This window comes from Bradyrhizobium genosp. SA-3, from assembly GCF_004212635.1.
Taxonomy (GTDB): Bacteria; Pseudomonadota; Alphaproteobacteria; order Rhizobiales; family Xanthobacteraceae; genus Bradyrhizobium.
Window position 1 is genome coordinate 24,030 of record NZ_PSRT01000065.1, and the last position, 23,786, is coordinate 47,815.

Sequence of the window (23,786 nt, forward strand, 5' to 3'; positions counted from 1 at the left end):
CAGATCAAGGCGCCTCCCGCTTGGCAGGATACCACGTTTTCCCGGGCATAACGTCCTGGCGGCCGTCCTGGTTCACAAACCGTCCGAGGCCTGAACGCCTGCCAAGCGCATCGTCGTGACGGCCGGCACCCGGCAAGCGCCATGCTGATTGGCGGGTGCCTGCACCCGGTCTTTCGCGCGGTGAGCCAGAGAAGCCACATTCCGGAATGAGGGGGTCGCGCTGTCGCCATTGGCGCCCGCCCCACGATCATGTACGCCGATCCGAAACCTTCTCGGGACGGGACGCTCATGACGACCGCTGCCACGAAAGACGCGGGAGATGGCACCCGCGCGCTGATCTTCGCGCTGCTCGCGCTGGCCTGCGGCCACATGCTCTCGACCCTGCTGCGCACCATCCCGGCCGTCAGCCTCGACCTGATGGCGGCGGATTTCCATATCGAGCCGCAGGCGCTGGCCAGCCTCACCTCGGTCTATCCCTTCGCCTTTGCCGCGGCGCAGATCCCGGTCGGCGCGGCGATGGATCGCTTCGGCGTGCGGCCGGTGGCGCTCAGCCTGCTCGCGGGAACCGTGATCGGCGCCATCGCATCGGGGTTTGCGACCGGCCCTGCGAGCTTTGCGGTCGGGCAGGTGCTGCTCGGCGTTGCCACATCGGGCATGCTGATGTGCCCGATGACTCTGGCGGCCAAGCAATTGTCGCCGGCCGCTTCGGGCTGTGGTCGGGCGCGATCCTCTCGATCGGCAATATCGGCATGCTGCTGTCATCGAGCCCGCTCGCCTTCGTGGTCGACACTTGGGGCTGGCGCGCCGGGTTCTGGATCTCCGCGGCTGGCGGCGTCGCGGTGGCGCTCGCGGTGTTCGCGCTGGTGCCGCACCAGCCGGCCGAGCACAAGGACGATTCCTCGCCGCTGGCGCAGATGATCGAGGTGCTCCGGCTCGGACTGTCGCGGCCTCTGCGCGGCCTGATCGCGCTGGCGCTGGTGTCGCTCGCGAGCTCGCTGGTGCTGCGCGGCCTGTGGGGCGGGCCGTGGCTGATGCAGGTCAAGGACCTGTCGCGGGTCGAGGCCGGCAACCAGCTCGGCGCGTTCACGCTGGCGATGATTGCCGGTCCGCTGTGCATCGGCATGATCGACCGCAGGCTGGGCCGCCGCCGCGCGCTGGTGGCGGCCTCGCATATGGTCGGGGCGCTACTCCTGGCGCTGATGGCGTTGGGGGCGCCGCATTACGCGGTCTCCGTGCTGTTCGGCCTGCCGTCGATGCCGCCACAATACGACCTCGTGCTGTTCGTGCTCATTGGCCTTGCGACCTCCGCGCAGCCGCTGCTGTTCGGCATGTCCCGGCAGCTGGTCGATGCACAAACCGCGGGCAAGGCGCTCGCGGCCGTGAACCTCGCGTTCTTTCTCGGCGCGGCCTTGATGCAGTCGGTCACCGGTGCGGTGGCGGCGCTCGCCGGTCTGCCGGCGGTGCTGCTGTTCATGGCTGCCATGCTGGCATTCGGCGTGCTGATCTTTTTGACTTATACATCGCCGCGTTCGTAGGATGAGTTGAGCTCTTCGCGAAACCCATCATGATCGCGCCTGGCTTGATGGGTTTCGCTTCGCTCTACCCATCCTACGAAATCTACGAAATCGTGCACCGAAGGAATGCTTCATGCCCGTCGACACCAAGGCCGCCACCGACCGCCTCATGCGCTTCCTCGCCGTCGAGGGAGTGACGGGACAGGAGGCTGCGATCGGGCGTGAGCTCACGGCAGCGCTGAAGGAGAGTGGCGTGCCGGCGAAGGCGATCCGGCTCGACGATGCCAACACGCGCATTCCCGTGCCGACCGAGACTGGCAACCTCATCGTCGACCTGCCCGGCCGCGGCGCGCTGCACAACCAGCCGCGCATCATGTTCATGACCCACATGGACACCGTGCCGCTCTGCGCCGGCGCGAAGCCGAAGCTTTCAGGCCGCAAGATCGTCAACGCGGCCAAGACCGCGCTCGGCGGCGACAACCGCTGCGGCTGCGGCGTGCTGGTGACGCTGGCCGCGGAGCTTGCGAAGCAGAAGCTCGATCATCCGCCGATCACGCTGTTGTTCTGCGTGCGCGAGGAGAGCGGGCTCTATGGCGCACGCCACGTCAAGCTCGACGAGCTCGGCGCGCCGGTGATGGCGTTCAACTATGACGGCGGCCCGGCCTCCAACGTCGTCATCGGCGCCGTGGGCGCCGATCGCTGGACCGTCGAGATCTTCGGCCGCGCCTCGCATGCCGGCGTGGCGCCGGAGCGCGGCATCTCCTCGACCATGATCATGGCGCTGGCGCTCGCCGAGGTGAAGGCGGGCGGCTGGTTCGGCAAGGTGGTGAAGGGCAAGCAGCAAGGCACCAGCAATGTCGGCCCCGTCACCGGCGGCGCGGGCCGCCCCGCGGGCGATGCCACCAATGTCGTCACCGACTACGTGCATGTGCGCGGCGAATGCCGCAGCCATGACGGAAAGTTCTTCAAGGAGATCACCAAGGCCTACAAGGCCGCGTTCGAGAACGCCGCCAAGAAGGTGACCAACGCGCAAGGCAAATCCGGCAAGGTCAAGTTCAAGGCGCAGACCGACTATTATCCGTTCCGCATGAAGGAGAGCCTGCCCGTGGTCAAGCGCGCGATCGCGGCGGTGTCCGTGGTCGGCGGAACTCCGAACGTCCGCGCCGCCAATGGCGGCCTCGATGCCAACTGGATGGTCCGCCACGGCATCCCGACCGTGACCTTCGGCGCCGGGCAGAACGAGGCGCACACGATCGACGAGTGGATCAATCTCGACGAATACGATCGCGCCTGCGCGCTGGCGCTGCAGCTCGCGACGATGCGGTGAGATAGCCTGTAGGGTGGGTTAGCGCAGCGTAACCCGCCAACGCCTCTCGCCGCGGATGCAGAAACGGTGGGTTACGCCAGCGGACTGCGCTTCGCGCAGCCGCGTGCTAACCCACCCTACGAAACAAAAAACAGGGAGGCCGCATGCCGCGCATCGCAACGACCGAGACCGGGCTCTACCGGATCCCCCTCCCCATCACGCTCTCCGACTCCACCCATGGCGAGATCGCCGCGTTCGAGCTGATCACCTGCCGCATCCGTGATGCCGACGGCGCCGAGGGCGTCGGCTACACCTACACTGTCGGGCGCAACGGCGGCGCCGTGGCCGACATCCTCACGCGCGAGATCCCCGCACTGATCGAGGGACGCGAGGCCGATGACACCGAAGCGATCTGGCATCACCTCTGGTGGGCGCTGCATTATGGCGGCCGCGGCGGGCCGGTGGTGCTGGCGCTCTCCGCGCTCGACATCGCGCTGTGGGACCTGAAGGCGCGGCGTGCGAAGCTGCCACTGTTCCGCCTGCTCGGCGGTTTCGACGCGGCCGTGCCGTGCTATGCCGGCGGCATCGACCTCGATCTGTCCGTCGATGCGCTGCTCAAGCAGACCGACGGCAATCTCGCCAAGGGATTTCGCGCCATCAAGATGAAGGTCGGCCGGCCCGACCTGAAATCCGACGTCGCGCGTGTCTCCGCGATGCGGCAGCATGTCGGCGACGGTTTTCCGCTGATGGCGGATGCCAACATGAAATGGACCGTCGAGGAGGCCATCCGCGCCGCGCGTGCTTTCGTTCCCTACGATCTCACCTGGCTAGAGGAGCCGATCATCCCCGATGACGTCGCAGGCCACGCGCGGATCATGCAGGCCGGCGGCGTGCCGATCGCGGCCGGCGAGAATCTGCACTCGCTGTGGGAGTTCAAGAACTACATCGCTTCAGGCGCGGTGTCCTATCCCGAGCCCGACGTCACCAATTGCGGCGGCGTGAGTGCGTTCATGAAGATCGCGCGGCTGGCCGAGGCCTTCAACCTGCCCGTCACCAGCCACGGTGCGCACGACATCACCGTGCACCTGCTCGCGGCCTGCCCGAACCGCTCCTATCTGGAGGCGCATGGTTTCGGGCTGGACAAATATATCGAGCATCCGCTGTTGCTGAAGGACGGGCTTGCGCTGGCGCCGGACCGGCCCGGCCACGGCATCGGTTTTGACTGGAAGGGGCTGGCGAAGCTGGCGGGGTAGCCTTGCTGCACGCGAGGCATTCCGAGACGCTGGATGCGGCGGGCGCATATTCGGCTATGGTTTCGGCAACCGACACCCTGCGAAAGACACCCATCTTGACACCCGAGCTGCACCAGAAACTGACCGCGTGGCGCCAGCACCTGCATGCGCATCCCGAATTGTCCCTCCAGGAGAAGGCCACCTCCGCCTTCGTGCAGGACAGGCTCACCGAGCTCGGCATTCCCTTCGTGGCAGGCATCGGCGGGCACGGCATCGTCGCGACCTTGATGCGCGGGCATGCGCAGAGGCGCGTCGGCCTGCGCGCCGACATGGATGCGCTGCCGATCACCGAGGACACCGGCCTGCCCTACGCCTCGACGACGCCTGGCGTGATGCATGCCTGCGGCCATGACGGGCACACCGCCTCGCTGCTCGGCGCAGCAGCACTGCTCGCCGCCGACACCGATTGGAGCGGCACGGTCGATTTCATCTTCCAGCCGGCCGAGGAAGGCTTTGGCGGCTCGCGCGCGATGGTCGCGGCCGGGCTGTTCGACCGCTTTCCGATGGAACGGGTGTTCGGCTTTCACAACTGGCCGGGCCTTGCCGCCGGCACCATCGCGGTCCATGACGGCGTCGTCATGGCCTCCGGCGGGCGCATCACCATCACCATCGAGGGCCATGCCGGGCATGCCGGCATGCCGCATCTGACGCGCGATCCGGTGATGGCGGCCGGCCATTTGATCGTGGCGCTGCAATCGATCGTCTCGCGCGGCGTCGATCCGCTCGACACCGCCGTGCTCTCGCTGTGCACGATCGAAGGCGGCACCGCGCCGAACCAGATCGCCGGACGCGTCGTGATCCGCGGCACGCTGCGGTACCACCGCGACGCGATCAAGGACACCATCCTCGACGGGATCGAGCGCACATGCGCCGGGATTGCGACGAGCTTCGGTGTCAAGGTCACGCCCGAGATCGTCTGGGGTGTCGGCGTGGTCATCAACACGCCGGCGGAAGCGGGCCTCGCCCGCATCGCCGCGGAGAAGGTGCAGGCTCCCGTGCGACGCGACCTCGCGCCCAGCATGGCCGGCGAGGATTTTGCGTTCTACCTCCAGCAGCGGCCGGGCGCCTTCGTCTGGATCGGCAATGGGGACTTGCGCGACGGCGCGGAGCTGCACGGCCCGCGCTATGATTTCAACGACGCGATCCTCCCGGTCGCGTCCAGCTGGATGGCCGAGGTCGCCAAGACCGCGCTGGCGTCGAACTAGGCCTGCTCAGGATATCTCGCGCGGCAGCTTCCAATCCGGCCGCGGCTCGCAAACCTCGTCCACCCGCTTGACGTGATAGCCGGCAGGCAGAATCCGGCCGCCCTCCTCGTCCGCGACGGGAACGTCGGTCACCAGTCCCTCGATCAAGGCGGCTTCCCACACCTCTTTCTCGGTCGGAAAGGGACTGCCGATCTGCTTGTTGCCTTCGAACAGCGCGTACATCGGTTCCGGTCCTGCGTTGGCTAGAGCATTATCGAAAACGCTCTAAGTTCACGAGCAACGTATCGGCCGCACGGACGTTCCCTTCCGGCAAATGGCAACGGATGGCACGTAAAAGATGGCGCGCGTTCTGGTCGGCACCTCCGGCTGGCATTACGCCTCCTGGCGAGGCCCGTTCTTTCCCGAGGGTGTGACGCTGAAAGAGCAGCTGCGCTACTACGCCGGACAGTTCGACACCACCGAGCTGAATGGCGTGTTCTACCGCACGCCGACGCCGGAAGCGGTGAAAGGGTGGCGGGAGCAGACCGGCCGCGATTTCGTCTTCGCCTGGAAGGCGTCGAAATTCATCACGCACTGGAAGCGCCTTTCGGGCCGCTCCGTCAACAGCCTCGAGCTGCTGGAGGATCGCATCTCACGGCTGGGCGGCAAGGCCGGCCCGATCCTGTTCCAGCTCCCGCCGCAATTCGAGGCGGACGCCGACCGCCTCGCCACCTTCTTCAAGCTGTTGTCCAGGAAGCGGCGTTACAGCTTCGAATTCCGTCATCCAAGCTGGTATCAGCCGCGCATTCTGCGAATGCTGGCCGACGAGAACATCTCGCTGTGCCTGTCCGATCATCACGATGCGCCGGCACCATGGAAGCGCACCGCGGATTTCGTCTATGTACGCGGACACGGGCCGAGTGGGCGCTATCACGGGCACTATACCAAAGCCACGCTCGCGCAATGGGCGCGGCGTATCATGTCGTGGAAGCGGCAGGGCTGCGACGTCTATGTCTATTTCGACAACGACCAGAAGAGCGCGGCGCCGGCCGATGCGCGGGCGTTGAAACAGCTGCTGTAACGCGCGGTTCCCCGCCCTACGTGCCTCGCCCGTTCATCCCACGGTTGACGAAGATTGCTGGCGCTGCCGACGCTTGACGCAGGGCGCGCGCAAAGGTCTAACAACAATTGTTCGCATTCCGAACAATAGGGCGGGCTTACAACACCGCGTCCGCATCACCAGAGGAAACGTCAACGATGCAAGCCATCCTCAACGGCGAGAGCACGCTCATCATCACGATGATCGTCGCCTATATCGCCTTCACGTCCTGGCTCACGCTGAAACTGCGCAGCCGAACCAGCGACCAGTTCATGACCGGCGCGCGCGCAATGCCGGCCGTCGTCGTCGGCGTGCTGATGATGTCCGAATTCGTTGGGGCCAAGTCGACCGTCGGCACGGCGCAGGAGGCGTTCCAATCGGGCATCGCGGCAGGCTGGGCCGTGCTCGGCGCCTCGATCGGCTTCTTGCTGTTCGGGCTGTTGATGGTGAAGAAGCTCTACAATTCCGGCGAATACACCATCTCGGCCGCGATCGCGCAGAAATACGGCAAGTCGACCATGCTCACGGTATCGGTGATCATGATCTACGCCCTGCTGCTGGTGAATGTCGGCAATTACGTCAGCGGGGCAGCCGCGATCGCCACGGCGCTACATGTCAGCCTGCCCGTTGCGATGTGCGTCATCGCCGTCGTCAGCACCTTCTATTACGTGTTCGGCGGGCTGAAGGGTGTCGCCTGGGTGACGATCCTGCACAGCGCCTTCAAGGTCGTCGGCATCCTCATCATCTTCGCGGTGGCGATGTCGCTGACCGGCGGGATTGCGCCGATGCAGGCCAAACTGCCCGCCCACTATTTCAGCTGGGACGGCAAGATCGGCTTTGCGACCATCTTCGCTTGGACCTTCGGCACGGTCGGCGCGATCTTTTCGACGCAGTTCATTGTCCAGGCGATCTCCTCGACGCCAAGCGCCGACGACGCCCGCAAGGCGACCTTCTATGCCGCCGCGTTCTGCCTGCCGCTCGGCATCCTCCTCGCACTGATCGGTGTCGCCGCGAAATTCCTCTACCCTGATATGAACAGCCTCTACGCTCTGCCGGTGTTCCTCGAGAAGATGCCGCCGCTGGCCTCGGCCTTCGTGACCACCTCGCTCGTCGCCTCGATCTTCGTCAGCGTCTGCACGGTGGCGCTCGCGATCGCCTCGCTCGTGGTGCGCGACTTCTACGTTCCATACTGGAAGCCGACGCCGGAGCGCGAGCTGAAGATGACCCGCGTGTTCTCGGTGCTGATCGGCATCGTGCCGCTGGTCTTCGTCTTCTTCGTTCCGGAGATCCTCAAGCTGTCGTTCTTCACGCGCGCACTGCGCCTGTCGATCACGATGGTGGCGATGATGGGCTTCTATCTGCCGCTGTTTGCCAGCAACCGCGGCGCCACGGCCGGGCTGATCGGCGCGGCGGTGTCGACCACGGTCTGGTACCTGCTGGGCAACCCGTTCGGCATCGACAACATGTACGTCGCCGCCGTGACGCCGTTGGTCGTGATGGCGATCGAGCGCTTGGTGCTGAGCCGCTCGCCCACCGCCCCGGCGACGTCCCAGGCGGCGCAATCAAACGCCCTGATGGAAAGGACCTCGACATGATCGCCGACATGGAGATCGTCGCCGACGGCGTCGTCCGCCCGGTGGCCGATGATCCCGAGCGGTTCGACGCCTTCATTCCCTCGCCTTGCGTGCAGAACCACGCCGCCAATCTCATGCCGCTCGCGGGCGGCGATCTGGCTTGCGTCTGGTTCGGCGGCACGCAGGAGGGCATGTCGGATATCTCCATCTACTTTTCACGCCTACCCCGTGGCGCGACACAGTGGTCGCCGGCCGAAAAGCTCTCCGATGACAAGGGACGTTCGGAGCAGAACCCGGTGCTGTTTCCCGCTCCCGACGGCACGCTGTGGCTGATGTGGACGGCTCAGCTCGCCGGAAACCAGGACACCGCGCTGATCCGCCGCCGTCTCTCGCGTGACAATGGCAAGAGCTGGGGCCCGATCGAGACGCTGTTCCCGGAGCAGCGCGGCCGCGGCACCTTCATTCGCCAGCCGGTCGTCGTGCTCGACAATGGCGACTGGCTGCTGCCCGTGTTCTATTGCCACAGCACGCCGGGCCGGAAATGGAACGGCGACGAGGACACCAGCGCGGTGAAGATCTCGTCGGATGCCGGCGCGACCTGGCGGGACGTCGACGTCCCCGGCAGCCGCGGCTGCGTGCATATGTGCATCGCGCGCCTCGACGACGGCCCGCTGCTCGCGCTGTATCGCAGCCGCTGGGCCGACAACATCTATCAGAGCAGGTCCGCGGATCACGGCCGCACCTGGTCGGCGCCGGTTGCGACCGCGCTTCCCAACAACAATTCATCTATCCAGTTTACGCGGCTCGTGAACGGCCATCTCGCACTCGTGTTCAACGACTCGAGCGCCAGTGACGCAACCGGGCGTCGGCTCTCGCTCTATGACGAAATCGAAGATGATCTGCCACCGGTTCTCGCCGCCGACGGCAGCACGGCGAACGGACGCACCGCATTCTGGGGCGCGCCGCGGGCACCGATGACGCTGGCGGTCTCGGCCGACGGTGGACGGAGCTGGACCAGGCGCAACGTCGAGACCGGCGACGGCTATTGCATGACCAACAATTCGCGCGAGCAAAGCAATCGCGAGCTGTCCTACCCGTCCGTCAAGCAGACCGCCGATGGCGCGCTCCACATGGCGTTCACCTTCCACCGCCGCGCCATCAAATATGTACGCGTGACCGAACCATGGGTGACGCGCGCCGCCCGGGGCTGAGATGATGCACATGAGGCCTCACGCCCTCGTCACCGGTGCCAGTTCGGGGATCGGCGCTGCGATCGTCGAGCGGCTGCTGCGCGACGGCTGGCGCGTCACCGGGATCAGCCGGCGACCCGGACCGTGCGAGCATCCGGCCTTCGATCATGTGTCGCTCGACCTTGCCGACGTCGAGGCCATCGCGGACGCCGTCGCGGGCATCGCGCCGACCGCACTGGTTCATGCCGCCGGCATGCTGAGGGTCGGTCAGCTCGGATCGCTCGACCACGAGGAGGGAGCGGCGATGTGGCGGCTGCATGTCGAGGTTGCCGAGCGTCTCGCCGACGCGCTGGCACCGCGCCTTCCACTGGGCGGGCGCATCGTCTTCATCGGCAGCCGCACCGCATCGGGTGCGTCCGGCCGCGGGCAATATGCCGCAACGAAGGCGGCGCTGATCGCGCTGGCCCGGTCCTGGGCAATCGAGCTCGCACCTCGCGGTATCACCGTCAATGTCGTTGCGCCGGCTGCGACCGAGACGCCGATGTTGAAGGATCCCTCGCGCGCCGATGTCGCGCCAAAACTGCCGCCAATCGGCCGTTACATCCGCCCCGAGGAAGTTGCCGGCGCAGTCGCCTTCCTGCTCTCGGCGGAAGCCGCCGCCATCACCGGACAGCAGCTGGTCATCTGCGGCGGCAGCTCGCTTTGAATGCTCGCCATCCCGGAGCTTGCAGCATGATAGCTAGATGATGCCGCCTTGCCGGAGCGCCGCGATCGCGGCCTCGTCGTAGCCGAGCTCAGTCAGGACGAGATCGGTGTGCTCGCCAAGGGTCGGCGGGCGCGTTGCGATGTCACCCGGCGTCTCCGACAGCCGCACGGCGGCGCGGGCGACCGGCGCCGGTTTCGGCAGGCCGGGATAGTCGACGTCCTGCATGAAGCCGGCGGCACGGATGTGCGGATGGTCCAGCGCCTGCTGCGGGCTGAGGACAGGTCCGGTCGGAATCATCGCTCGTCCCAGCGTGTCGACCGCCTCCTGCGTGGTGCGCTCGGCGCACCAGCGCGCCATCCGCTCGCTGATGATGGGGCCGTTGTTGCCGCGGCTGATGTCGTCGGCAAAGCGCGGATCGTTCAGCCACTGCTCTTCCTCGCCCATCAGCCTCGCCCAGCGCTTGAACAGCGGATGACCGGTGACCTGGCACAGCACCCAGCCGTCTTTGGTGCGGTAGATGTCGGCTGGAGCCGCGGTCTGGCCGAGATTGCCCGTCGGCACGCGGTTGACGTTGATGACCGCCTGCTCGATCAGCGTGGCGTTGGTGAAGGACAAGGCGGTTGCGAGCAGCGCGCCCTCGACGACCTGCCCGCGCCCGGATTTGCCGCGCTCGATCAGCGCGGCGAGCGTTCCGAACGCACAGTGCAGCGCCGTGCCGAAATCGACCCAGTTCACCGCGGCCCGGTACGGCGGATCGCCCGCGCCCGTCATGTACACCGAGCCCGACATCACCTGCCCGACGCCGTCGAAGCCGACGCGGTCGGACCAGGGCCCCGGCCCGCCGAACGCGGTTGCCGTCGTCAGGATGATGTCGGGCTTGATCGCCTTCAAGGACTCGTAATCGAGCTTCATCGCGCGCAGCGTCTGCGGCGGCAGATTGGCGACGACCACGTCCGCGGTGGCAACCAGGCGGCGCATCACCTCCTGCCCCTCCGCCTTCATCGGATCGAGCGTGATGCACTTCTTGTTGCGGTTGACCTGGAGAAACAGCGCGCCTTCGCCATCTTCGCCCACCGGCGCCACGAAGCGATCCTCGCTGCCGTCGCGCTTTTCGACGCGAATGACCTCGGCGCCGAATTCGGCCAGCAAGGTCGCGCAATAGGGACCTGCGATATAGCGCCCGAAATCGAGAACGCGGACGCCGTCCAGAACTCCTCCCATCGATCCCTTCCCCAATGTTTTCGCCAGATTACAGGGACTGCACGCTGCAGCAAGGCGGCAATGGACATGATGCCCAGCCAGCGAGATGTGAACGGCGACCAGTTTCGGCGGACGGAAATTCTGCTCTAGAGCTTCGGTTTCTGATTGAATCAGAACCGAAGCTCTAGATTCCTGTTTTGACGCGTTTTCTTCACGCGAACCGGTCTCCACTTCGCTCGAAAACGCTCTAATATGAGCCCCATCGGTCCCCCAGCCAGAAGCCCACATCCATGCCGCAGCCATTCGATCGATCAGCCGAAGATCTCGGGAATGCGATCCATTTCGAGCACGTCAATGTCCAGGTCCCGGATCAGCGCCTGGCGACCCTGTTCTACGTCACGGGGCTCGGGCTGACCCGCGATCCCTATCTGATGGTGTCCGACACCAACATGTGGATCAACGCCGGACGGAGCCAGTTTCATTTGCCGAGCGGCAGGCCGCAGGTGCTGCGCGGCCATATCGGGCTGGTCATTGCGGGCCGCGAGGCGCTGCTGACGCGGTTGGCATCGGTCGCGAAGAAGCTCGAGGGCACGGCCTTCACATTCGCCGAGCACAACGACCATGTCGAGGCGACCTGCCCCTGGGGCAACCGCTTGCGCTGCTACGAGCCGGACGCTGCGCGCTTCGGGCGCATCGCGCTCGGCATTCCCTATGTCGAGTTCGACGTGCCGGTGGGCTGCGCAGCCGGCATCTGCGCGTTCTATCCCGAAATCATGGGCATGCCCGCCGACTTGCGGAATGGCGACGGCAAGGTTGCCGCGGTGCAGACGGGCCGCGACCAGCATTTGTTGTTCCGGGAGACCGACCGGCCGCAGGGCGACTATGACGGCCACCATGTGCAGATGTACATCACCGACTTCTCCGGCCCGTACCGCAAGCTCCTGGCGCGTGGCCTGATCTCCCGCGAGGACAATCAATACCAGTACCGGTTCTGCGACATCGTCGACCTCGACAGCGGCAAGCACCTCTTCACCGTCGAGCACGAGGTGCGCAGCGCCACCCATCCGATGTTCATGCGTCCGATGGTCAATCGCAATCCGGCGCTGACCAACCGGAATTATGCGTACGGGCACGACGAGGCGGCCTGGGCAATGGGGCCGGATCAGTATGAGGGATAGCGAGCGCTGGCTGAACGTTTGAGCATGATCTCCGCGCACGCGTTCGGCGTTTGTCGCGAGGAAAACCGCTGCACACTTTGCGCTAACGCGGCCCTTCGGGTTCAGGCTCTAGCGTCAGTCGGCAGGATCAAATCCGACAGCATCCAATAAGGGCCGGCCGATCAATTCAGCTGGCACTCACGACTGGAAATTTCCGACGCGCCGCCTGGCGTTATAGGCCACCCCGCCCTTCCCAATAGGTGGGCATCCCATAATAGCGGTGAGTTCGCGTTTCCCAGTCTCGATCCTGCCAGGAGTCATCGCTGAACTCAGGCGAGTCCCTTAGCTGTTGCTCGGTGATGTTGGTTCGAAAACCGTCAAGCGACGTATCATATGTCAGAGCGCCCCAGGGAATGGGGTAGTGGCTATGACCCAAGCCAACAAATCCGCCGAAGCTCAAGACGGCATAAGCCACGCGGCCTGACACCTTGTCGATGATGAGGTGATCAATCTCACCGATATTCTTTCCATCTGCACCGTACACCTCGGTGCCCTGAATATCTTCGCTCGAGATGCATTGATGATTCGGATGTACTGTTGCGCGAGCCATGACCTTGTCTCCTTCACAAGTGGGTTTTGTCGGCCTAACTCGGCCGCTCCGAGGGCGTTCCTGTCTGGGGAGAACATGTCGCAGCGCCGATCATCAACCTGGCGTCGCTGACACCGACTGTAACAACCCAGCCCTGGTCGCTCCAAGGAGGCGCGCACATCTGGCGACAAGAGCCGGCCGACAAAGACGCTATGAAAGAACGCTCAACGAGGACGGAGCAAGCACACTGCGCGTCGCAGGCTTCGCTGGTCTGCCACGACACTTTCGAGCGACAGCGCGCATCGCGCTGAGACCCGGCCGACCGGTCGCGCTCCGATGCCACTTCACTGCGTGACGAGGCCGCGCCAGACCCGGCAGCTCCCCAGCCAGGCCGGTTTCGTGAGTGGTCTCAGGCGGAGCGGGCGATCTGGCTGGGGCGGGAATTCAGTGATTTTAATGCGCATTTGGAAGAAACGTCAAAAATGCGCTCTAGCTATTTCAATAGCTTACTCGTCATTTCCAAATAAGACGCAGCCCGCAGATGCGCGTTTTCGTTCAGGTCATCGCTCGGTCCCGGAACAGCGTTTCGATCAGCGGGCATTCCGGCTGGGTGCCGTCCGCGCATCGCGCGACCACGTCCTTGAGCACACGCTCCATGCGCCTCAGGTCTGCGATCTTCGCCCTTATGTCGTCGAGGTGTGCGGCAGCGACCGCGCGCACATCAGTGCAAGGCTGGTCGCGCTCATCGACGAGGTGTAATAGCTCACGGATTTCGTGAAGCGAGAAGCCGAGTTCGCGCGCCCGCAAAATGAAGCGAATACGCCGTTCGTGCGTCGCGTCGTAACTCCGATAGCCGCCCGGCGTACGCGGCGGTTCGGGCAGAAGACCTACCTTCTCGTAATAACGCACCGTCTCCAGGTTGCAGCCCGTCCGCTGGGCGAGCTCGGCCCGCTGCATGCTCTTCACCCCGGTGTGACCGCGCATTGGAGAATCTCCTTGACCCTGTAGTCGCTACAGACCGGATGCTACGGCGCGGCTGAAATTCGAGCAAGGAAAGAGACAAGACGTGACTGCCCGGCGACCTGGAACAACAGAAATCGTGCCTTCCGCGGCCGGCATGCCGGAACGAGGCATGGTCGGACAGCAGCACGTGGTTGCCGTTGGCGGCATCCTTGGCGCCCTTGCGGCTTCCTCCTGCTGCATCGTGCCGCTCATCCTGTTCAGTCTGGGCGTCGGCGGAGCTTGGATCGGCAATCTCACCGCACTCGCACCCTACCAGCCGCTGTTCGTGGCAGGGACGGTCGGGGTGCTGGGCTATGGGCTTTATCTCGTTTATTGGAAGCCTGGACAGACCTGCGCCGACGGCGCGATCTGTGCCCGTCCGATATCCAATCGTCTCGTTAAGGTAGCGCTCTGGCTTGCGACGCTGCTCGTGCTGGCAGGCTTTGCCTTCGGCTATGTCGCTCCGCTGCTGCTCGATGCCTGAGAACCAAGAGGAGAGCTGTCCCATGAACAAGAGCTTTAGCATCTTGGCCCTGATCGTTCTCGCAATATCGGGCACGGCGGCCGTTGCCGGCGAGCGGACGGTCACGTTCGCCGTCGACAACATGACCTGCGCCTCATGCCCCTACATTGTGAAGAGTTCGATGGCGGCAGTCCACGGCGTCGCCAAGGTCGCTGTCTCATTTGCGGCCAAGACCGCGACCGTGACTTTCGATGACGCAAAGACGAATCCGGACGCGATTGCAGCGGCGAGCTTGAACGCAGGCTACCCGGCGCATGCAAAGCCGCAAGGCAGCTGAGATGGATGACTGCGGCCCGGGAAGTGCGGCGCATATCGCTATGCGGTCGGATTGTCGGCGCCGATCGAGCAACGGCCCCTATGACCTCGTCGTCATCGGCGCGGGCTCGGCCGGATTTTCGGCGGCGATCACGGCCGCCGATCAAGGCGCGCGCGTGGCTGTCGTCGGCAGCGGCACCATCGGTGGCACTTGCGTCAACGTCGGCTGCGTCCCATCGAAGACATTGATCCGCGCCGCGGAGCAGCTTCACAATGCGCGCGTCGCCGCGCGCTTCGCCGGGATCACGGCCGAAGCCGCGGTAACCGATTGGCGGGCAACCGTCCGCCAGAAGAACGCGCTCGTCGCCGAACTCCGCCAAGCCAAATACACCGAGCTGCTGCCGGGTTGTGGCGACATCGCGTATCGCGAAGGACCGGCACGGCTCGCGAACGGTGGGGTCGAGGTGGATGGTGCTCATATTGCCGCCAGGAAGATCATCATCGCGACCGGCGCGCGTCCGGCGATTCCCGCGATACCCGGTCTCGGAACCGTGCCTTATCTGACGAGCACGACGGCGCTCGATCTCGAGACTCTGCCGCGGTCGCTGCTCGTGATCGGCGGCGGCTATGTCGGGGCGGAGCTTGCCCAGATGTTCGCCCGCGCCGGCGTAACCGTGACGCTGGTGTGCCGGTCCCGTCTGCTCCCAGAGGCCGAGCCTGAAATCAGCGCGGCGCTCACGCAGTATTTCGTGGATGAGGGCATCCGCGTGGTCGCCGGTGTTATTTACCGCGAGATCCGGAAGACAGGAGAAGGCATCGCGATCACCGTCGCGCGCGGCGAACAGAATCTAGTAATCGAAGCCGACCAGGCGCTCATTGCCACCGGGCGCACACCCAACATCGAAGGCCTTGGGCTGGCCGAACACGGGATTGCCGTATCGCCAAGGGGCGGCATCGTCGTCGATGAGCATATGCGAACCACCCGGACTGGCATCTACGCCGCCGGAGACGTGACGGGTCGCGACCAGTTCGTCTACATGGCGGCCTATGGCGCCAAGCTCGCGGCGATCAATGCCTTGAATGGCGATAGCCGGCGCTACGACAACCGCGCCATGCCGGTCGTCGTGTTCACCGACCCGCAAGTGGCAAGCGTCGGCCTCACGGAAGCCGCGGCACGCAACGCGGGGCACGACGTGCGCGTTTCCACGATCGGTCTCGACCAGGTGCCGCGGGCGATGGCCGCTCGCGATACCCGTGGGCTGATCAAGCTGGTGTCGGATGCACGGAGTGACCGGCTGCTTGGCGCGCACATCCTCGCACCGGAAGGTGCTGACAGCATTCAGACGGCTACGCTCGCAATCCGACAGGGCCTGACTGTCGCTGATCTCGTCGAGACGATCTTTCCCTATCTGACCACCGTCGAAGGCCTCAGGCTCGCAGCGCTGTCGTTTGGCAAAGAGATTTCCAGATTGTCGTGCTGCGCTGGGTGATAGTCGTCGAGGCCCGAACACGGCGGCGAAAGAGAATTCGCTCTTGCCACCTGCTCAGATGCTCCAGGCACTTCGCCAGAGAGCCCGTGCACGGGCGGCGGACGATCACTCCATCAACGCAGGCCGGGCGGGATGCACCCTCGGGTCCCAACACGGCAGTGCCAACCGACCTTCCTTCCATGACTCCAGCCGGGCGGCCTGAACGCAGGACCATGCATTTGCGCTCTCGCCATCATGGGTCTGTGCGTGGCCGTCGGAGACATTCGGCTGGCACTGAAGCCAGTGTGCGCACCGGCCATGCCCTGGCCACTCATACCCATGCCAGATCGCTGCGCATCAGCAGGACCGGCTATCGCAACGCAAAATCCAACGGCTGCAGTCATAGCGAGCAAGTTTCTCCACATAGAGCGTCTCCTTTTCGGCCATGCCCTGCACCTCAACTCTCAGAAGCGAACGCCGGGCATGAAGACGCGTTCCGATGGACGGAGGGGAGCGCGAATGACTAATGATTCAGTTTCTGACGCAGAGGTCAGTCTTCACGCGATCGAGGACGTACACTCGACATCGCTCAGCATGCTGATCAGACGTCGCGCATTCCGATCGCTCCCGGAACAGTGCTGCGCTTCGCAATCGTGGTGAACACCGGAAGCACCGTTTGGCTGTTTGGCATTCAAATCATTTCGAAAACGGTTCAACCACGCTACCGGCGACCGCCGGGCCCCCCTTGGGAAGCCTGTTCCGAGATTCGAACTTCGACCGGTGTAACCTTTCGCCCTCCCGGGGCGAACTTGCTTATTGGCGGGCCGGTTCGGCGCGCCGCAACAGCAACTCGCGTACCGTCGCGCAGCAACCCGCATTCGGAGGAATGGACATGTCCAATCGCAGCCTATCCGCACTGGTCGCGGGCGCCTTCGTCACAGCCGTCGCATCGCTCGCCGTCGCCCCGGCCGCCGCACAGATGAAAGGCGGCATGGAACACATGGGGAAGGGCGACATGGAAAAGATGATGAAGGAAAAGCAGGCCGAGACTGCAAAAGCGCTGAAATGAGAAGTGCTTCGGCGTGGCGCTGAAGGGACAGAACGACTGCTATGCGGGGCCGGGCACGACCTGCGCCGGGACCAGCACGGTCGACTACCAGGGTAATGCATTCAAGCTCGAGGCCAAGGGCACCTGCACGACCATGCAGACGCCGAAGGGACCGGGAAGCCTGACCGAAAAGAAGGCCTGATGAAGTGGGTTGGCGGGCATCCGCTGCCCGCTTACCCCTTCTTTGATTGGAGGTTGCCGTGCCGCTTGCGTTGTCTTGCACGCGAAACTGCATTCCTGCGCGCGGGGGCGTTGGCCTCAAGGCCGCACACTACCGCACGATTGTCGAGACGCAGCCCGACATCGGCTTCTTCGAGGTTCATGCGGAAAACTACATGGGCGCGGGCGGGCCGCCGCACCGCTATTTGTCAGCCGTTCGCGAGCGATACCCGCTCTCGCTCCACGGCGTTGGCCTCTCGATCGGCGCCGACCGGCCGCTGGATAAGGAGCATCTGAAGCGCCTCAACCAGCTGATCATTCGCTACCGACCGGGCCTGTTTTCGGAGCATTTAGCCTGGTCGTCCCACGACACCGGGTTCCTCAATGACCTACTGCCCGTGCCCTATATCGGCGAGACGCTCGCCCGCGTCGTCGAGCATGTGGATGAGGTGCAGAGCACCCTCGGACGGCAGATGTTGCTGGAGAATCCCTCGACCTACGTCGCGTTCGCCGAAAGCACCTATTCGGAAATCGACTTCATCGCCGAGGTGGTCCGGCGCACCGGCTGCGGCCTCTTGCTCGACGTCAACAACGTCTACGTCGCCTCGACCAATCAGCAATGGAATCCGGTCGTGTATATCGAGGCCTACCCGCTCGGACACGTTCAGGAAATTCATCTTGCCGGCCATACAATGGATCTCGACGGCAAGGGCCGGCCACTGCTGATCGACACCCATAATCGTCCGGTCGACGAGATCGTCTGGGATCTCTACGCCCATACAGTCGGACTCACGGGACCGCTTCCCACCTTGATCGAATGGGACGCCGATGTGCCTGCCTGGGCCACGCTCCAGTACGAGGCCGAGCGCGCCGAGGCCATCATGCTTGCAACCAGATCGGAGGCCACACGTCGTGCAGCAGCTGGCTGAAAGGCAGCGCGATTTCGCGGCGGCTCTGCTGGATCCAGGCCTGCCGATGCCGCATGGTCTTGTCGGTCCGGACGGTGAACCAGACCCGAGGCGGTTCGCCGTATATCGCAACAACGTCGCGGTCAGCCTCATTGAGGCCTTGGACGATGCGTTCCCGGCGGTGCAGCGCATTGTAGGCGCCGACTTCTTTCGTGCCATGGCGCGCGCTTACGTCATGGTCCAGCCGCCGCGCTCGCCAATCATGCTGGATTACGGCGCCGGCTTCCCGGAGTTCATCCGGCGCTTCGAGCCGGCTGCCGGGCTGCCCTACCTGGAAGACGTTGCACGGATCGAGCGCGCCTGGACAGAGGCCTATCACGCACCCGAGGCGTCGCCGATCGATCCAGGCACGTTCAGCGCGGTCGCTCCGGACCAGCTGCCCGCGATGCAGCTCGAGCTTCACCCGTCGCTGCGTCTGGTCCGATCGCACTTCCCGGCGCTGACGATCTGGCAAATGAACCTTGCCGACGGCATCCCGGCTCCGGTCGATCTGGCCGCCGGTGGCGAGGATGCCCTGGTCGTCCGCCCCGTCGCCGACGTTGAGGTTCGTTTGATCCCCAGGGGCAGCTTCGAGTTCATCCAGGCGCTGAGCGACGGAAAGCCGGTACTCGCCGCACTGGAGGACGCTTTAACCGCGAATTCCCGGTTCGATCTTTCGGCCAACCTTGCCGATCTTATGCGCGCGGGTGCCTTTGCTGGTTACAGCCTGGCGCCGGAGTTGATGCGGACATGAGCCTGCATCTGAACATCGCGACGATCGATAGTGCCGCTCGGCGGCTTGCGGATTGGCTCGCCCGCGTCGCTCAGGTGGTGGCTCCGCCGGTGCTAAGAATCGCGCTCGCCGTGCCCTTTTTCAAATCCGGCTTGACCAAATGGGACGGCCTTCTCTCGCTGTCGCCGGCAGCCGAGTTCCTGTTCGAGGACGAGTTCAAGCTGCATATTTGGGGCCAAGCTTACAATTTCCCCTTCCCGACCGCAGTCGCGTACCTCGACGGCGTCGCCGAAATCGTGCTGCCTGTTCTGCTCGTTGTTGGTCTTGCGACCCGCTTCAGCGCTCTGGTTCTTCTCGTGATGACTGGCGTCATTCAGGTCGTGGTGCCGGAGGGTTGGGCGAACTTTCACCTGCCATGGGCGGGCCTGGCACTCGCCATTATCGCGCTCGGTCCCGGGCTGCTGTCGCTCGATCATTGGCTTGAACAGCTGCCGTGGCCCTGGAAGCGGGAAGCCGCGCAACCCGGCGGACGGACCGCACGCCCATGACGCACGACCCGCGCAACCGCGGACCATCGCTCAGGCTCGTCGGGAAGAACGAGAGCGGCGCGGCTCAGGCCGCGCCACTCGTCAGAGACATCGACTGGTCCATCCTGATGGCCCGTGCGCAGGAGGGGGATCGAGCCGCCTATCACCGGCTGCTTCAGGAAATCACGCCGTACTTGCGTGCCCTGGCGGCACGGCGGCACCGTGACCTCGGCGATGTCGAGGATTCAGTTCAGGACGTCCTTCTGACCGTCCATTCGATCCGGCAGACCTACGATCCGGCCCGGCCCTTTGCGCCCTGGCTCGTCGCAATCGCCAACCGGCGCTTCATTGATAGGCTGCGCCGTCAGGGCCGCACCAGAAACCGTGAAATCCCTTTGACAATCGAGCATGAAACCTTTTGCGAACCTGCAGCGAACCTAGGGGAGAGACCGAACGAACGAGAGCTCGAGACGACGGTCAGCAACCTCCCTCCTGCCCAACAGAATGCAGTCCGCTTGCTCAAACTCAAGGAGTTGTCACTAAAAGAGGCGGCAGCAGTGAGCGGCATGTCGGTTACATCTCTGAAGGTGAACGCTCATCGTGCGCTGAAGAGCTTACGGAAAATGCTGCTCGACCGGAGCGAACCGTGATCAAGACATCCGATCTCATTGCCTCCCTCGCGGCAAACGCCACGCCGGTGCGGCGGTTGCGACCGCCGGTGATGCGGGCGGCGTGCTGGCTCCTGCTTGCAGCGGTCGTCCTGACGCTGCTGGCCGTCAGTCAGGGGATTCGCCCCGACCTGATGCAGCGGCTGCAGGAGCCAGCCTTTGTCGTCAGCATGGCGGCCGCAGCTCTGACAGGCATGCTCGCGGCCATCGCGGCCTTCCTGGTCAGCCTCCCCGACCGGTCGCGTCTGTGGCTTCTGCTGCCGATGCCCGCGCTCATCCTTTGGCTTTCGAATGTCGGCTATCAGTGCCTCACGCAATGGGTTGCCATCGGTCCTGACGGCATGAGCCTTGGCGAGGCCGCGCGTTGCTTCGCCACGCTCGTGCTCACCAGCCTGCCATTGTCGCTCGCAATGCTGGTGACGCTGCGCTACGCAGCGCCGCTGCGTCCGACCGCCGTCACCTTCATGGGAAGCGTGGCCGTCGCCGCGATCACGGCAACCGCGCTATCGCTCTTCCACATCATCGATGCGACCGTGATGATCCTGATGTGGAACTTCGGCACGGCGGTGCTGTTTATCGGTCTCGCAGGCGCTTTCGGCCGGAAGATGTTCCGATGGGTGGCGCCGCGAACGCTTTATGCGAAGGACTAAGCTCGTTGGCATCTCGGGCGAAGTTTGCGGCTGCATCCCTTCGGCGCGTAGAGCATGAAAGAGATCGGGTGGGCTCACAAGTCCTGGAGCCTCAGCTTCGCAGCCATGAAGCACCTTTTAGAGGATGATCTACATGACAAATCTGGAACCACTGCTTCCACGGCAGCCCGTGCCACCACTCCACGTCGATCTTGCTTCGGGCGGCGCCTTCGATCCTGCAAGCGAGAAGCCGGAGCAGTTCACGCTTCTCGTGTTCTATCGCGGCCTTCACTGTCCGATTTGCAAGACCCAGCTCAGGGAATTGGAATCGAAGCTCGAGGAGTTCGAGAAGCGCGGCGTAGCCGTGGTGGCAATATCATCCGATACGAGGGAACGGGCACTGCAGACCAGGGAAGCCTGGGGACTGACGCGGCTACGTATCGGCTATGGACTCGATCTCGCTGTCGCGCGCCGATGGGGCTTGTTCATTTCATCAGGGCGCGGCATGACGTCCGCCGGCGTGGAAGAGCCCGCGCGCTTCTCCGAACCGGCGCTGTATCTGATCCGACCGGACGGCACGCTGTACTTCGGCAGCGTCCAGACCATGCCGTTCGCGCGGCCGCACTTCTCCGACATTCTTGCTGCGATCGATTATGTCCTGAAGAATAACTATCCGGCGCGCGGTGAAGCAACGGACGTGTAGAGATGTTGATTGCGTGCCGGGCCGTCAAGGCGGCCGCGTCCGATGAAGCAACGAAAGGGCGATTTAGACGAACAATATCAACTGGCTGGGGCGGGAGGGATCGAACCTCCGAATGGCGGAATCAAAATCCGCTGCCTTACCGCTTGGCTACGCCCCAACAGGTGACTGAGGGAACGGCGGAAGATCGGGCTACCGCGGATTCCCCTCAGGTGCTGCCGGTCTATAGGGAGCGGCGCGGCATTTCAACCGCCTGGAGGGGCAAAATACCACACGGGCGGGCGACCCTCCCCTCCTCACTCTATACTATAGGCGCGGCGATGGCCCCGCTCCCGGCCGGCGCCGTCCCCCTTCCCGGCCATTGAGACCGCCTCCGTTTCATGGGAATACGGCGCCAATATTTGTCCACGGGAGTGAGCCATGACCTACCGCGCGCCGATCTCTGACATGCTGCTATCGCTCAACCACGGCGCGGGCCTGAAGGCCGCCGTGGCGGCCGGCCATTATGGCGATTTCGACGCCGATATTGCCGCGGCCGTGCTGGAGGAAGCCGGCAAGTTCGCATCCGACATGCTGGCGCCGCTCAACAAGGTTGGCGACGAGCACGGCATCAAGCTGAGCGAGGGCAAGGTCACGACCGCGCCGGGCTGGCCGGACGCCTACAAGCGTTGGACCGAGGGCGGCTGGAACGCCGTCTCCGGCCCGGAAGGTTTTGGCGGCCAGGGCCTGCCCCTCGCGATCAACGCCGCCTGCACCGAGATCTGGAGCGCCGCCAACCTCGCCTTCGGCCTCTGCCCGCTGCTGACCGCCTCCGCGATCGAGGCGCTGGAGGCGCATGGCAGCGACGAGCTGAAAAAGATCTATCTCGAGAAGCTCGTCTCCGGCGAATGGACCGGCACGATGCAGCTCACCGAGGCGCAGGCCGGCTCCGACGTCGGCGCGCTGCGCACCCGCGCCGAGCGGCACGCCGACGGCACCTATCGCATCAAAGGGACGAAGATCTTCATCACCTATGGCGAGCACGACATGACCGACAACATCGTGCATTTCGTGCTGGCGCGCCTGCCTGACGCGCCCGCCGGCACCAAGGGGATCTCGCTGTTCCTCGTGCCGAAATTCATGGTCAATGCCGACGGCTCGCTGGGGCAGCGCAACGACATCTATGCGAGCGGCGTCGAGCACAAGCTCGGCATGCATGCTTCGCCGACCTGCACCATGACCATGGGCGATCACGGCGGCGCCATCGGCTTCCTGATCGGCGAAGAGAACCAGGGCATGCGCTGCATGTTCACGATGATGAACCAGGCCCGCCTCGGCGTCGGCCTCGAGGGCGTCGGCGTCGCCGATCGCGCCTATCAGCAGGCGCTGTCCTACGCCCAAGAGCGCAAGCAGGGCCGCGCGGTCGGCAACAAGAGCGACGGCTCGGATGCGATCTTCGTCCATCCCGACGTCAAGCGCATGCTGATGCGGATGCGGGCGCAGACCGCCGCGGCGCGCACCATCTGCTATGCGACCGCGGTCGCGATCGACGTTTCCACCCGCGCCAAGGACGCGAAGGTGCGTGCCGATGCGGCCGCACGCGCGGCGCTGCTCACGCCGATCGCAAAGGGCTATTCCACCGACATCGGCAACGAGGTCGCCTATCTCGGCGTGCAGGTGCATGGCGGCATGGGCTTCATCGAGGAGACCGGCGCTGCGCAGCACTCTCGCGATGCCCGCATCACCGCGATCTACGAAGGCACCAACGGCATCCAGGCGATCGACCTCGTCACGCGCAAGCTCGCAGCCAATGGCGGCGCGGCGGTGTGGGCGCTGCTCGACGAGCTCTCGGCCACCGTCAGCCAAGTCGAGGCCTCCAACGATCCCGCCTTCGGCACCACGGCCACCAAGCTGCGCGAGGCGGTGGAAGCGCTCGCGCGCACCAGCAAATGGCTGTTGGAGCGCGTTGCGTCCGCGCCGAACGAGGCGCTTGCGGGAGCTACGCCCTATCTGCAGCAGTTCGGCGCCACGCTCGGCGGCTGCATGCTGGCCTCTGAGGCGCTCGCCGCCAAGGCCGACGGCACCACGGACGCCGCGCGCTACGTCTCGCTCGCCCGCTTCTTCGCCGAGAACATCACGGTGCAGGCATCTTCGCTCGCGCGCACCGTGACGGAGAGTGCGGAGTCGGTCGCGGCGGCGGATGCGGTGCTGCTGGGGTAAGGCGGACCTGCCTGCCACACAACCGGTGTCGTCCCGGCCTAGCGCGCAATTGCGCG

22 protein-coding genes, 1 tRNA gene and 2 pseudogenes are annotated in these 23,786 nt (G+C 64.7%); 20 read left to right on the forward strand and 5 right to left on the reverse strand.

What is annotated here, in order from left to right; all coding sequences use genetic code 11:
* Positions 1 to 288: 288 nt before the first annotated feature.
* From CWO91_RS22830 to CWO91_RS22845, 4 genes and pseudogenes are all read left to right on the forward strand, one after another.
* A pseudogene (locus CWO91_RS22830) lies at positions 289 to 1,535 on the forward strand (MFS transporter).
* A 112-nt stretch (positions 1,536 to 1,647) separates the two neighbouring features.
* Complete coding sequence (locus CWO91_RS22835; protein WP_130216476.1) at positions 1,648 to 2,841, forward strand: M20/M25/M40 family metallo-hydrolase; 1,194 nt, start codon at positions 1,648 to 1,650, stop codon at positions 2,839 to 2,841.
* A 143-nt stretch (positions 2,842 to 2,984) separates the two neighbouring features.
* The gene (locus CWO91_RS22840; protein WP_130216478.1) at positions 2,985 to 4,073 is read left to right on the forward strand and encodes a mandelate racemase/muconate lactonizing enzyme family protein; all 1,089 of its coding nucleotides are present in this window, start codon (positions 2,985 to 2,987) and stop codon (positions 4,071 to 4,073) included.
* Positions 4,074 to 4,168: 95 nt separating this feature from the next.
* Positions 4,169 to 5,317 (forward strand): amidohydrolase, encoded by a 1,149-nt coding sequence (locus CWO91_RS22845; RefSeq protein WP_130216480.1) that lies wholly within the window; start codon positions 4,169 to 4,171, stop codon positions 5,315 to 5,317.
* Between the two features lie 6 nt (positions 5,318 to 5,323).
* Here CWO91_RS22845 and CWO91_RS22850 read toward each other — a convergent pair whose 3' ends face one another.
* Positions 5,324 to 5,539 carry a hypothetical protein gene (locus CWO91_RS22850; RefSeq protein ID WP_128935272.1) on the reverse strand — a complete coding sequence of 72 codons (216 nt, stop codon included), beginning with the start codon at positions 5,537 to 5,539 and terminating at the stop codon, positions 5,324 to 5,326.
* Positions 5,540 to 5,654: 115 nt separating this feature from the next.
* On the opposite strand from CWO91_RS22850, the gene CWO91_RS22855 reads away from it, so the two are divergent.
* From CWO91_RS22855 to CWO91_RS22870, 4 genes are all read left to right on the forward strand, one after another.
* Complete coding sequence (locus CWO91_RS22855; protein ID WP_130216482.1) at positions 5,655 to 6,377, forward strand: DUF72 domain-containing protein; 723 nt, start codon at positions 5,655 to 5,657, stop codon at positions 6,375 to 6,377.
* A 176-nt stretch (positions 6,378 to 6,553) separates the two neighbouring features.
* Entirely contained in the window at positions 6,554 to 7,990 is a 1,437-nt protein-coding gene (locus tag CWO91_RS22860; RefSeq protein ID WP_130216484.1) for a sodium:solute symporter family protein, read from the forward strand.
* Entirely contained in the window at positions 7,987 to 9,180 is a 1,194-nt protein-coding gene (locus CWO91_RS22865) for a sialidase family protein (protein WP_130216486.1), read from the forward strand. Before CWO91_RS22860 ends, CWO91_RS22865 begins: the two co-directional genes overlap by 4 nt.
* Before the next feature lies 1 nt (position 9,181).
* Complete coding sequence (locus CWO91_RS22870; RefSeq protein ID WP_130216488.1) at positions 9,182 to 9,865, forward strand: SDR family NAD(P)-dependent oxidoreductase; 684 nt, start codon at positions 9,182 to 9,184, stop codon at positions 9,863 to 9,865.
* 33 nt (positions 9,866 to 9,898) lie between these two features.
* Here CWO91_RS22870 and CWO91_RS22875 read toward each other — a convergent pair whose 3' ends face one another.
* Positions 9,899 to 11,086: a CaiB/BaiF CoA transferase family protein gene (locus CWO91_RS22875; RefSeq protein WP_130216490.1), complete on the reverse strand. Its 1,188-nt coding sequence runs from the start codon at positions 11,084 to 11,086 to the stop codon at positions 9,899 to 9,901.
* Positions 11,087 to 11,355: 269 nt separating this feature from the next.
* Here CWO91_RS22875 and CWO91_RS22880 point away from each other — a divergent pair, with 269 nt between their 5' ends.
* Positions 11,356 to 12,243: a hypothetical protein gene (locus tag CWO91_RS22880; protein ID WP_130216492.1), complete on the forward strand. Its 888-nt coding sequence runs from the start codon at positions 11,356 to 11,358 to the stop codon at positions 12,241 to 12,243.
* Between the two features lie 211 nt (positions 12,244 to 12,454).
* Here CWO91_RS22880 and CWO91_RS22885 read toward each other — a convergent pair whose 3' ends face one another.
* Both CWO91_RS22885 and CWO91_RS22890 read right to left on the reverse strand, forming a co-directional pair.
* Positions 12,455 to 12,832, reverse strand: coding sequence for a PRC-barrel domain-containing protein (locus tag CWO91_RS22885; protein ID WP_130216494.1), 378 nt, complete (start codon positions 12,830 to 12,832; stop codon positions 12,455 to 12,457).
* A 534-nt stretch (positions 12,833 to 13,366) separates the two neighbouring features.
* On the reverse strand, positions 13,367 to 13,795 hold the full coding sequence (locus tag CWO91_RS22890; protein WP_130216496.1) for a MerR family transcriptional regulator: 429 nt from the start codon (positions 13,793 to 13,795) through the stop codon (positions 13,367 to 13,369).
* Between the two features lie 148 nt (positions 13,796 to 13,943).
* Between CWO91_RS22890 and CWO91_RS22895 the strand changes: the two genes are divergently transcribed.
* From CWO91_RS22895 to CWO91_RS22940, 10 genes and pseudogenes are all read left to right on the forward strand, one after another.
* The gene (locus tag CWO91_RS22895; protein WP_349643586.1) at positions 13,944 to 14,297 is read left to right on the forward strand and encodes a mercuric transporter MerT family protein; all 354 of its coding nucleotides are present in this window, start codon (positions 13,944 to 13,946) and stop codon (positions 14,295 to 14,297) included.
* A gap of 22 nt (positions 14,298 to 14,319) precedes the next feature.
* The gene (locus CWO91_RS22900) at positions 14,320 to 14,613 is read left to right on the forward strand and encodes a heavy-metal-associated domain-containing protein (RefSeq protein WP_130216498.1); all 294 of its coding nucleotides are present in this window, start codon (positions 14,320 to 14,322) and stop codon (positions 14,611 to 14,613) included.
* Between the two features lies 1 nt (position 14,614).
* The gene (gene merA / locus CWO91_RS22905; protein WP_433995573.1) at positions 14,615 to 16,081 is read left to right on the forward strand and encodes a mercury(II) reductase; all 1,467 of its coding nucleotides are present in this window, start codon (positions 14,615 to 14,617) and stop codon (positions 16,079 to 16,081) included.
* Between the two features lie 871 nt (positions 16,082 to 16,952).
* Positions 16,953 to 17,310: pseudogene (locus CWO91_RS44405) on the forward strand (BufA1 family periplasmic bufferin-type metallophore).
* Between the two features lie 58 nt (positions 17,311 to 17,368).
* A complete protein-coding gene (bufB, locus tag CWO91_RS22915; protein WP_130216502.1) occupies positions 17,369 to 18,256 on the forward strand; it encodes an MNIO family bufferin maturase in 888 nt (295 codons plus the stop codon).
* Positions 18,240 to 19,028 carry an HvfC/BufC N-terminal domain-containing protein gene (locus CWO91_RS22920; RefSeq protein ID WP_130216504.1) on the forward strand — a complete coding sequence of 263 codons (789 nt, stop codon included), beginning with the start codon at positions 18,240 to 18,242 and terminating at the stop codon, positions 19,026 to 19,028. The genes bufB and CWO91_RS22920 overlap by 17 nt, the downstream gene beginning before the upstream one ends.
* On the forward strand, positions 19,025 to 19,555 hold the full coding sequence (locus CWO91_RS22925) for a DoxX family protein (protein ID WP_130216505.1): 531 nt from the start codon (positions 19,025 to 19,027) through the stop codon (positions 19,553 to 19,555). Before CWO91_RS22920 ends, CWO91_RS22925 begins: the two co-directional genes overlap by 4 nt.
* On the forward strand, positions 19,552 to 20,184 hold the full coding sequence (locus CWO91_RS22930) for a sigma-70 family RNA polymerase sigma factor (protein ID WP_130216507.1): 633 nt from the start codon (positions 19,552 to 19,554) through the stop codon (positions 20,182 to 20,184). The genes CWO91_RS22925 and CWO91_RS22930 overlap by 4 nt, the downstream gene beginning before the upstream one ends.
* Entirely contained in the window at positions 20,181 to 20,852 is a 672-nt protein-coding gene (locus tag CWO91_RS22935) for an NrsF family protein (protein ID WP_130216509.1), read from the forward strand. The genes CWO91_RS22930 and CWO91_RS22935 overlap by 4 nt, the downstream gene beginning before the upstream one ends.
* A 133-nt stretch (positions 20,853 to 20,985) precedes the next feature.
* Positions 20,986 to 21,534 carry a peroxiredoxin-like family protein gene (locus CWO91_RS22940; RefSeq protein ID WP_130216511.1) on the forward strand — a complete coding sequence of 183 codons (549 nt, stop codon included), beginning with the start codon at positions 20,986 to 20,988 and terminating at the stop codon, positions 21,532 to 21,534.
* Between the two features lie 82 nt (positions 21,535 to 21,616).
* Here CWO91_RS22940 and CWO91_RS22945 read toward each other — a convergent pair.
* Positions 21,617 to 21,691 (reverse strand) — tRNA-Gln (locus CWO91_RS22945).
* 260 nt (positions 21,692 to 21,951) lie between these two features.
* Between CWO91_RS22945 and CWO91_RS22950 the strand changes: the two genes are divergently transcribed.
* Entirely contained in the window at positions 21,952 to 23,730 is a 1,779-nt protein-coding gene (locus CWO91_RS22950; protein WP_130216513.1) for an acyl-CoA dehydrogenase, read from the forward strand.
* Positions 23,731 to 23,786: the final 56 nt, after the last annotated feature.